This is a genomic window from Kitasatospora sp. NPDC127035 (assembly GCF_042726075.1).
Taxonomy (GTDB): Bacteria; Actinomycetota; Actinomycetes; order Streptomycetales; family Streptomycetaceae; genus Kitasatospora.
Genome location: NZ_JBHXDN010000010.1, coordinates 107,177 through 115,948, shown reverse-complemented (window position 1 = coordinate 115,948; position 8,772 = coordinate 107,177). Strand labels below are relative to the sequence as shown.

Sequence of the window (8,772 nt, the reverse complement as noted above, 5' to 3'; positions counted from 1 at the left end):
ACCGCGGTCGTCACGGTCACGGTTGAAGGACGGACGGTCCCCACGGTCGCGGTTGAAGCCGCCACGGTCGTCACGGTCACGGTTGAAGCCACCGGGGCGGCCACCGCGGTCGTCACGGTCACGGTTGAAGGACGGACGGTCCCCACGGTCGCGGTTGAAGCCGCCACGGTCGTCACGGTCACGGTTGAAGCCACCGGAGCGGCCACCGCGGTCGTCACGGTCACGGTTGAAGGACGGACGGTCCTCGCGGAACGCGGGGCGCTCGCTGCGCGCCTCGCGGTGCGACGGCGCGCGCTCCTCGGTCACCGCGGGGGTCGCGGCCGGCTCGGTCACGGCGGTCTCGCCGGTGGTCACGGCCTCGCCCTCGGCCTCGGCGGCCGGGGCCTCGTCCACGATGCCCAGGTCGGCACGCTCGCGCGCGGCCCGCGCGGACAGCCGGTCGGCCTCGTCGCGCAGCTCGGCGGCCCGACGCTGGGCGCGCTCCAGCTGGCGGCCCATGTCGGCGACCTCGCGCTCGGCGGCGCCGGCGATGTTCGCCGCGCTCTCCGCCTGGACCTCGACCAGCGAACGGGCGCCGGTGATCCGGGCCACCTCGGGGTCGAAGGCGTGGTCCAGGATGTGGCGGCCGGCGTCGACGCCCGCGTCCTCCATCAGGCGGAAGACGCCGCGGCGCTGGTGCGGCAGCACCAGGGTGACGACGGTGCCGGAGCGGCCGGCACGGGCGGTGCGGCCCGAGCGGTGCAGGTAGTCCTTGTGGTCACCGGCCGGGTCGACGTTGAGGACCAGGTCGATGCCGTCGACGTGGATGCCTCGCGCGGCGACGTCGGTGGCGACGACGACGTTGACGTAGCCGTCCTTGAAGTCGCCGAGGACCCGGGTACGGGCGCCCTGGGTCATGCCGCCGTGCAGCGCGTCGGCCTTCACACCGGCCTCGACGAGCTGCTCGGCGACGCGGTCGGCGCCCATCTGGGTGCGGACGAAGATGATCGTGCGGCCCTTGCGGGCGGCGATCGCGTTGGTGATCGGCGCCTTGTCCTTGGGCTTCACCACGAGGATGTGGTGGGTCATGGTGGTCACCGCGCCGGCCGACGGGTCGACCTCGTGGGTGACCGGGTTGTTCAGGTAGCGCTTGACCAGGGTGTCGATCTCGTTCTCCAGGGTGGCGGAGAACAGCAGGCGCTGGCCGCCGGCCGGCACCTGGTCGAGGATCTCGGTGACCTCGGGCAGGAAGCCCATGTCGGCCATCTGGTCGGCCTCGTCGAGGACGGCGACCTGGACGTCGGCGAGCTTGGCGGAGCCGCGGTTGATCAGGTCGCGCAGGCGGCCGGGGGTGGCGACGAGGACGTCGACGCCGCGCTCCAGCGCGTAGATCTGGTTGGACATCGAGGTACCGCCGCAGACCACCTTGAGCCGCAGGCCGAGCACCGAGCCGAAGGGCTCCAGGGCGTCGGCGACCTGCATCGCCAGCTCACGGGTCGGGACGAGGATCAGGCCGCGCGGGTGCTTGGCACGGGTGCGCTCGCCGGCGGCGAGGCGGGTCAGCAGCGGCAGGCCGAAGCTGAGGGTCTTGCCGGAGCCGGTGCGGCCGCGGCCCAGCACGTCCTTGCCGGCCAGCGCGTCCGGGATGGTCGCGGCCTGGATCGGGAACGGGGTGGTGACGTCACGCTTGGCGAGGGCGCGGACGATGTCGTCCGGCAGGCCCAGGTCGCCGAAGGTGAGGGTGGGCTCGGCGGGCTCCTCGGCGGTCTCGACCGCGTCGGTGTCGGCGACCTCGACCTCGTCGACGGCGGCGATCAGCTCGGCGTCGGCCTCGACGACCGGCTGGGCGGCGTCGAGGGAGTCGGTGGTCGGCTCGGTGGTGGTGGCATCGGCGGCGGACTCGCTCGCAGGCATGGCGAAGCGGGCGTCGTCAACGAGAGACATCTAAAACCTTCCGGAAGTGGCACGCGCCAAAGTCCGGGGTTCTGTTTCACAACCGCCTCTATGCGGTCAGCCACGGATCGCCGGAACGCGCCAAGGGCGCCAGGTGAGTTAGGGCGCCAGTCAAATGGATCAAACGAACGATCTACCACCATAGACGAACCTCGGGATCAAAGGCAAATGCGCTGGCCGGACCTGGGAACCGGAGCCCGGCCGCACGCGCCACTACCCTCCGGTCCCCGCACTCGGTGCCGACGAGGCCGTCACAGCGGGTGACGGCTCCGGCGCCGGGGTGGCGGTCGGCGCGGGCGTGGTGTGCCCGGGTTCCGGCGAGGCGGGCGGCCGGGCACTCGGGCTCGCGGCCGGGGTGGATGCCGCCGAGCCGCCGGAACGGCCGTCGCCGGGGCCCGCGCCCGTCCCGGTGGTGGCCCCGGTGCCCCCCGTGGTGTGTCCCGTCCCCGCGGTCCCGCCCGCGCCGCCCGCCGCACCGCCCGCGGTCGCACCGGAGCCCGAGTGGGGCGCCGGGCTGACGCTCGCGCCCCCGGCCGAGCCGCTCACGCCGGGCGCGGACTCGCCGGGCGCACCAGCCGGTACCGGCTCCGCGCCGGCAGGTGCGCCGTTCGCGTCGCTCAGATCACCCGTCACGACGGGCTGCTCGCCCATGGCCGGGCCGAGGCCGCCACCCGGCGCGTTCTGCCCCTGCACGCTCCCCGCACGCTCCGGCCGCCCCGAGGCACCGCCCTGGTGCCCGCCGGCCGTCGGCGAGGCCGACGGGCCGGACCCCGGCCTGGCCGCCGTCCCCGCCTGGCCGACCGGCACCGCACCGTGCTTCTCGTCCGCCCCGGGCCCCACCGACATGCACCCGGTCAGCCCCAGCCCGGCCACCGCCAGCACCGCCGCCGCCCGCACCACCCCGGTCCGGACCGCCGCCGTGCGCGGCTCGGCCCGCCGCTCCGCGAGCGACCGCACCACCGCCGCCGGGCGCCCGGACTCCGCCGGTTCCCTCGCCGGGATCCCGGCCGCCGACGGCTCCGCCGGCCGCCCCTCCCGAGTGCCCGTCTCCCGCTCCGTACGCACCGCACGGACCGCACGCATCGCACGCTTCGCCGCCACCGCGCTCCCTCTCCTGACCCCGCCCCGGGCGGACCGCCCACCCACCGCGCGCGGCCACCATTTCTGGTGCCCAACGCGCGCCCCCGGCGCACGGACACGGACCGGCCCACCGGAAGCACCCGAACGAGCGCCGCGCCCGCCCCCGGGTCCGAACGGGCGTGCCCCGACCGGACCCGCGACCGCCCCAGGGCGCCCCGCTCGCCGGGCGATCAGCCCCAGAGCGCCGAGGCCAGGCCCGCCCCCGCGTAGACCGCCGCCAGGCCCGCCACGACGCTGCCCGCGACGTTGGCCAGCGCGTACCGCACGGCCCCGCCCTCCGCCAGCCGCAGCGTCTCGTACGAGAAGGTCGAGTACGTGGTCAGCGCCCCGCAGAACCCCGTCCCGACCAGCAGCCGGACGTGCGAGGACGCGGCGCCGGCCGCCACCGCGCCGGTCAACAGCCCCAGCACCAGGCAGCCGGCCGCGTTCACGGTGAACGTCCCCCACGGGAACACCGAGTCGTGCCGGGACTGCACCACCCGGTCGGTCAGGTAGCGCAGCGGCGCACCGACCGCCGCGCCGGCCACCACCAGCAACCAGTTCACGCCCCGGCCTCCCCGGCTTCGCCGCGCGGACCCGCCGCGCCGTCCGCGGACGGCCCGCCGCGGCCCGCGTACCGGACCACCTCGCACCGGTCCAGCAGCACCAGCCCCTCCGCCACCAGCCCGTCCAGCTGCGGAAGGAAGGCCCGCACCCGCTCCTCCGCGTCCACGATCACCACCGCCACCGGCAGGTCCTCGCTCAGCGACAGCAGCCGCGCCGTGTGCACCAGGGACGACGCCCCGAAACCCTCGATCCCCCGGAACACGCTCGCCCCGGCCAGCCCGGCGGCCCGCGCCCGGTGCACGATCTCGCTGTACAGCGGGCGGTGCCGGCAGCGGTCGTTCTCGCCGACCAGCACCGTCAGCCGCAGCGCCTCCCCGCCCAGCCGCGACGACGCCGGACCTCGCCCCTGATCCGCCCCCGGTTCCGGTTCCGGCCCCCGCCCCGTCACGCCGACCTCCCCGCGCCGCGCCGGACCAGACGGCGCGTCACCCGGGACGCCCCCCAGACCGCCACCAGCGCCGCCACCGGCGTCCCGCCGAGGTAGGCCAGCCCGAGGCCCGGCCGTCCCTCCTCCAGCAGGCCGCGGATGTCCACCGCGTACGTCGAGAAGGTCGTGAACCCGCCCAGCACGCCGGTCCCGAAGAACGGCCGCAGCAACGGGTGCGCCGGACGGCCCTCGGTGACCACCACCAGGAAGACCCCGATCACCGCGCACCCGGCCACGTTGACCAGCAGCGTGGTCCACGGGAACGCCGCCGTCCCGGTCGGCCACAGCAGCCCGGCCCCGTACCGGGCCGCCGCCCCCAGCGCCCCGCCGACCGCCACCACCGCCACCGCCGGCCCCTGCCCGCGCAGCGCCGACGGCCGCCGCGGGACCACCGTCCGCGACGGGTCTCCCACCGGGCCGTCCGGCACCACGCCCTCCGAGGTCGCCATGAGCCCATGAAACACCGCCGTCGACCGCCTGGCACACCGTCACCCCAGACCCGACAATGATCCGGTGGAGATGACCCGGGAAGACTTCGAGGTACTGGTCAGCGATGCGCTCGACCAGATCCCCCCGCAGCTCGCGGCCATGATGGACAACGTCGCGGTCTTCGTCGAGGACGAACCCGACCCCGCCGACCCCGAGCTTCTCGGCCTGTACGAGGGCACCCCGCTCACCGAACGCGGTGAGTGGTACGCCGGCGTGCTGCCGGACCGGATCCTCGTCTACCGGGGACCGACCCTCCGCCTCTGCGACAGCCGCGAGCAGGTCGTCGACGAGGTCCGCACCACGGTGATCCACGAGGTCGCCCACCACTTCGGCTTCGACGACCACGAGCTCGACGAACTCGGCTGGTCCTGAGCCCGCACCCCGACCGCACGCCGCTCGCACCCCGACCGCACCCGGGCCGGACCGCCCCACCGGCGCCCCACCGCCCACCTGGCCGAAACCCGTTTTGGCGATCCGCCCGGCATCCCATATGCTTCTCGACGTCCCCGAACGCTGGAGACAGCGGGACAGGCCGCAAGCCCTCATCGTCTAGTGGCCCAGGACGCCGCCCTTTCAAGGCGGTAGCACGGGTTCGAATCCCGTTGGGGGCACGCAGTACCGTAGTACAGTGCAGTAAGGCAAGACCTGGTGGAGCGACACCACCTCAGGTCCCGTGGAGCAGTTGGTTAGCTCGCCACCCTGTCAAGGTGGAGGTCGCGGGTTCAAGTCCCGTCGGGATCGCTCGTCTCGCAAGAGACGGTGCAGTACGGCCAGGTAGCTCAGTTGGTACGAGCGTCCGCCTGAAAAGCGGAAGGTCGCCGGTTCGACCCCGGCCCTGGCCACTGTACTGGGAAGGCCCCGGAGAGTTCACTCTCCGGGGCCTTCTTCGTGTGTCCGCAGGCGGGCCCGTCCGGGGGTTCCGGGCTGCGCGCTCCGGTACCCGGGGCGGTGGACCGCTCCGACCACAGGACCCGCGCACCCGGCCCCGGACGGGCGGCTCAGCCCTTCTGGGCCGCGTAGAGGGTGCCGTCCGCGAGGTAGAGGCTGACCCGGTACTTGGACGAGGTGCCGTCGGCGGCGACCCAGCGGACGGGCGAGTCGCCGAGGGTCACGACGGCGGGCCGGGTGACGGTGCCGTCGGCCCACTTCACCTCGGCGTAGGAGACCTCGGGGGCGACCGTGAAGAAGCCGACCTCGGGGGCGCCGTAGAACGGGTCGTCGGTGCCGTTCTTGGCCCAGGCGTGGAAGGCGGCGCCGCCGGTGACGTCCTCGACCCCGCCGGGCGGGGTCGAGCCGGGCGGAGGGGTGCCCCAGAACGGGACGGCGCCCCGGACGGGCTGCTCGCTCGCCACCGACCGCGAGATCCGCTTGCCGTCCACGATCAGGGAGAAGACCACCTGGTCGTGGTCGGCGTGCCGGTACTGGTCGACGTAGTCCTGGGTCGGCGGGGAGTCGGTGGAGCCCGCCGCCTTGTCCTCCTCCCAGATCAGCCGGGCCTGCTGGAGGGCCTGTTCCTTGGAGACGGCCGGCCAGAGGGCCGCCCAGGCGGTCCACGGCTTGCCGTCCTTGGTGCCCGACGCCATCTGCACCCGGACCGGGGTGAACGGGTCCCGGGGGGCGGGCGGGGCGGTCTGGGTGGGTGTGGCGGCCGGAGCCTGTCCGGGGCCCGCCGCGGGCGAGAGCGCCGCGGACGCCGCGATCAGCGGCCCGGTCCGGGACGACGGGCCGGGGCCGCCGTTGACGGCCGCGACGCCGCCGACGGCCGCGACCACGGCGAGCGCCGTCGCCCCCGTCAGCAGGGACCGCCGCCGCATCACCCTGCGGCGTCCTCCGGCCTGGACGGCGGTGTACGGCACGGGGCCGATCTGCACCGTCTCCGCCAGTCCGGAGAGCTCCCGGACCACCGCCCTCGTTCCCTCGACCGCTCCGGCCGACCCTGTTTCGTCGCGGTTCACGCCGCACCTCCGATGCTCGTCCTGGTGTTGAGTGAGGAGAGCTCGCGCAGCTTGGCGATCCCCTTCGACGCCTGGCTCTTGACCGTGCCCACGGAGCAGCCCATGGCGGCGGCGGCCTGGGACTCGCTGAGGTCCTCCCAGTACCGGAGCACCACCGCCTGGCGCTGCCCGGGGGGCAGCGTGCCGAGCGCCTCCAGCAGCGCCGCCCGGTCGTCGACCCGTCCGAAGCCGTCCGGGCCGGACTGCTCGGGGACGGCGGTGACCAGCCGCTCGGGAAGCTTCCGCCGGAACCGGCGGGCGTGTTCGTTGATCAGGATCCGGCGCACGTACGCGTACGGATCGTCGGCCCGGGTGACCTTCCCCCAGGCCGCGTACGTCCGTTCCAGTGCCGTCTGGACCAGGTCCTCCGCCAGGTAGCGCTCCCCCGACAGCAGGAACGCCGTGCGCATCAGACGTGGCCAGGCACCGGTCATGAACGCGTTGAACTCGAAGTCCCGCTCGGCCTTCTTGGCTCCCATGAGTACCTCCTCGCCCTCCCAGAGCCCGGGACGGTGGTGAACCGTTGCCCGGCGAGGAAGGACGAGGAGAAACGTACGTCGTGGCGGCCGGACGTCGGCCGGCGGCACCGCGCGGCCGGGCGTCAGGCGGCGGGCGTCGGGCGGCGGGCGTCAGGCGGCGGGCGGGATGTTGAAGTTCAGGCGGAAGAGGTTCCCCGGGTCGTAGACGGCCTTGAGTTCGGTGAGCCGCCGGTGGACGTCCTCGGGGTAGGCGGTGCGGACGGTCGCCGGGTCGGCGGCGTCGAAGCCGAAGAAGTTGGCGAAGGCCCCGCCGGTGGACCACGGGCCGAGGCGTTCGTGCAGGGTGCGGTGGGCGGCGCGCAGGTCGTCGAGCCGGCCCGGTTCGATCAGGCTGGTGGAGAAGGCGAGGTAGCCGGCGTCGCGGCCGCCGACCGCGTTCGGCACGGCTGGCTCGCGGGAGTAGGCGCCGCCCTGGAGGCGGACCTCGACGATCAGCGGACTGTCCGTGTCCGGCCCGGCGAGGTCGAGGAGGGTGTCCACCGCCTCGGGGGCGAGTTCCCGCAGCGCGGTGTTGCGGTCGTACGCGGGGTGCGCGAACGGCGGTTCGTGGTGGATGGTGCCGGCGTCCTGGAACGGCAGCTCGCGCACGGTGTCGAGCAGCGGGGTGCCGAGGGCGCGCAGCGGCTTGACCAGGTCCTCGCCCTGGTCGGCGGGGCCGCTCCAGGCGACCCGGAGGACGGCGGCGTACCGGCCGCGGAGCGGTTCGGGCAGCACGGGCAGGTCGGGGTAGCGGATCAGCTGGGCGGAGGTGGCGAGCTCCTCGGGAACCGTCCGGCTCCACTCGGCCCAGCCGTGCAGCGCGGCGGCGGCGGACTCGGCGGGGAAGTAGAGGCCGCCCCCGAACAGGGTCGCGACCGGGACGAGGTCGATCTCCATGGCGACGACGACGCCGAAGTTGTCCTTGCCGCCGCGCAGGGCCCAGAACAGGTCGGGCTCGGTGTCGGGCGTGGCGGTGCGCAGCCGGCCGTCGGCGGTGACCACGTCGAGGCGGCGGACGTGGTCGGCGGCGTACCCGTAGCGGCGGCCGAGCAGGCCGATGCCGCCGCCGAGGGTGTAGCCGACCGCGCCGACGTCGGGGTTGGAGCCGCTGAGCGGGGCGAGGCCGTGCGGTGCGGCGGCGGCGAGCACCTCGTGCCAGCGGACGCCGGCCGCGAGGGTGGCGGTGCGGGCGTCCGGGTCGACCGTGACGCCCTTCAGCCCCGCCGTGCTGATGACGAGCTGGCCGTCGGCGGGGACGGAGATGCCGTGGCCGGTGGCGCGGACGGCGACCGCGAGGCCGTGCTCGTCGGCGTACCGGACGGCGGCCGCGACGTCGGCGGTGTCGGCGGCGGCCACCACCAGTGCGGGGTGGTGGTCCAACGCGAGGTTGTAGCCGGAACGTTGGGCGTCATAGTCGTCATCGCCCGGCCGGTACACCGGCCCTGTGGTCTCGATCATGCCGGGAGGCTAACCCGGTCGCGGGCGGAGCAATCCCGTCCGCATCCGCTCTCTGTCAGGTCGGCCCGGAAGGCTTGTTGACGGAGCGTCACCATCGGCCGCGCGGGAAGGGGCCCGGGAGGGGTCGGACCGGGGTGGCCGCCCGCGTAGAGGACCGTGGCGGGCGGCGGGGCCCGGGGGCGGGCGCCCCCCGGGGGCGCGGGCGGGC

The 8,772-nt window shown here is 74.9% G+C and carries 8 protein-coding genes and 3 tRNA genes; 4 read left to right on the top strand and 7 right to left on the bottom strand.

Annotated features, from left to right (window positions below; all coding sequences use genetic code 11):
- From ACFWIC_RS09245 to crcB (ACFWIC_RS09230), 4 genes are all read right to left on the bottom strand, one after another.
- The coding region (locus ACFWIC_RS09245) for a DEAD/DEAH box helicase (protein WP_380517236.1) at nt 1-1,923 on the bottom strand (1,923 nt) is incomplete at its 3' end.
- A gap of 1,319 nt (nt 1,924-3,242) precedes the next feature.
- Complete coding sequence (gene crcB, locus ACFWIC_RS09240) at nt 3,243-3,617, bottom strand: fluoride efflux transporter CrcB (RefSeq protein WP_380517233.1); 375 nt, start codon at nt 3,615-3,617, stop codon at nt 3,243-3,245.
- Nucleotides 3,614-4,000: a DUF190 domain-containing protein gene (locus ACFWIC_RS09235; RefSeq protein WP_380517329.1), complete on the bottom strand. Its 387-nt coding sequence runs from the start codon at nt 3,998-4,000 to the stop codon at nt 3,614-3,616. Before ACFWIC_RS09235 ends, crcB (ACFWIC_RS09240) begins: the two co-directional genes overlap by 4 nt.
- 62 nt (nt 4,001-4,062) lie before the next feature.
- Nucleotides 4,063-4,554, bottom strand: a complete 492-nt coding sequence (crcB, locus tag ACFWIC_RS09230; RefSeq protein ID WP_329949117.1) for a fluoride efflux transporter CrcB — start codon at nt 4,552-4,554, stop codon at nt 4,063-4,065.
- A gap of 70 nt (nt 4,555-4,624) precedes the next feature.
- Here crcB (ACFWIC_RS09230) and ACFWIC_RS09225 point away from each other — a divergent pair, with 70 nt between their 5' ends.
- From ACFWIC_RS09225 to ACFWIC_RS09210, 4 genes are all read left to right on the top strand, one after another.
- Nucleotides 4,625-4,966: a metallopeptidase family protein gene (locus ACFWIC_RS09225; protein ID WP_329884514.1), complete on the top strand. Its 342-nt coding sequence runs from the start codon at nt 4,625-4,627 to the stop codon at nt 4,964-4,966.
- A 166-nt stretch (nt 4,967-5,132) separates the two neighbouring features.
- A tRNA-Glu gene (locus ACFWIC_RS09220) sits at nt 5,133-5,205 on the top strand.
- A gap of 56 nt (nt 5,206-5,261) precedes the next feature.
- Nucleotides 5,262-5,335 (top strand) — tRNA-Asp (locus ACFWIC_RS09215).
- Nucleotides 5,336-5,362: 27 nt separating this feature from the next.
- A tRNA-Phe gene (locus ACFWIC_RS09210) sits at nt 5,363-5,436 on the top strand.
- 156 nt (nt 5,437-5,592) lie between these two features.
- Here the strand turns inward: ACFWIC_RS09210 and ACFWIC_RS09205 are convergent.
- The 3 genes from ACFWIC_RS09205 to ACFWIC_RS09195 all read right to left on the bottom strand — a co-directional run bounded on the left by ACFWIC_RS09205 (nt 5,593) and on the right by ACFWIC_RS09195 (nt 8,564).
- Entirely contained in the window at nt 5,593-6,549 is a 957-nt protein-coding gene (locus ACFWIC_RS09205; protein ID WP_380517230.1) for a hypothetical protein, read from the bottom strand.
- The gene (locus tag ACFWIC_RS09200) at nt 6,546-7,067 is read right to left on the bottom strand and encodes a SigE family RNA polymerase sigma factor (protein WP_329949115.1); all 522 of its coding nucleotides are present in this window, start codon (nt 7,065-7,067) and stop codon (nt 6,546-6,548) included. Before ACFWIC_RS09200 ends, ACFWIC_RS09205 begins: the two co-directional genes overlap by 4 nt.
- A gap of 150 nt (nt 7,068-7,217) precedes the next feature.
- On the bottom strand, nt 7,218-8,564 hold the full coding sequence (locus ACFWIC_RS09195) for an FAD-binding oxidoreductase (protein WP_380517227.1): 1,347 nt from the start codon (nt 8,562-8,564) through the stop codon (nt 7,218-7,220).
- Nucleotides 8,565-8,772 lie beyond the last annotated feature (208 nt).

What these genes read in the sequence shown, in the direction of transcription:
- crcB (WP_329949117.1), bottom strand. Translation starts at nt 4,554, where the DNA reads ATGGCGACCTCGGAGGGCGTGGTGCCGGACGGCCCGGTGGGAGACCCG.
- ACFWIC_RS09225 (WP_329884514.1), top strand. Translation starts at nt 4,625, where the DNA reads ATGACCCGGGAAGACTTCGAGGTACTGGTCAGCGATGCGCTCGACCAG.
- ACFWIC_RS09200 (WP_329949115.1), bottom strand. Translation starts at nt 7,067, where the DNA reads ATGGGAGCCAAGAAGGCCGAGCGGGACTTCGAGTTCAACGCGTTCATG.
- ACFWIC_RS09195 (WP_380517227.1), bottom strand. Translation starts at nt 8,564, where the DNA reads ATGATCGAGACCACAGGGCCGGTGTACCGGCCGGGCGATGACGACTAT.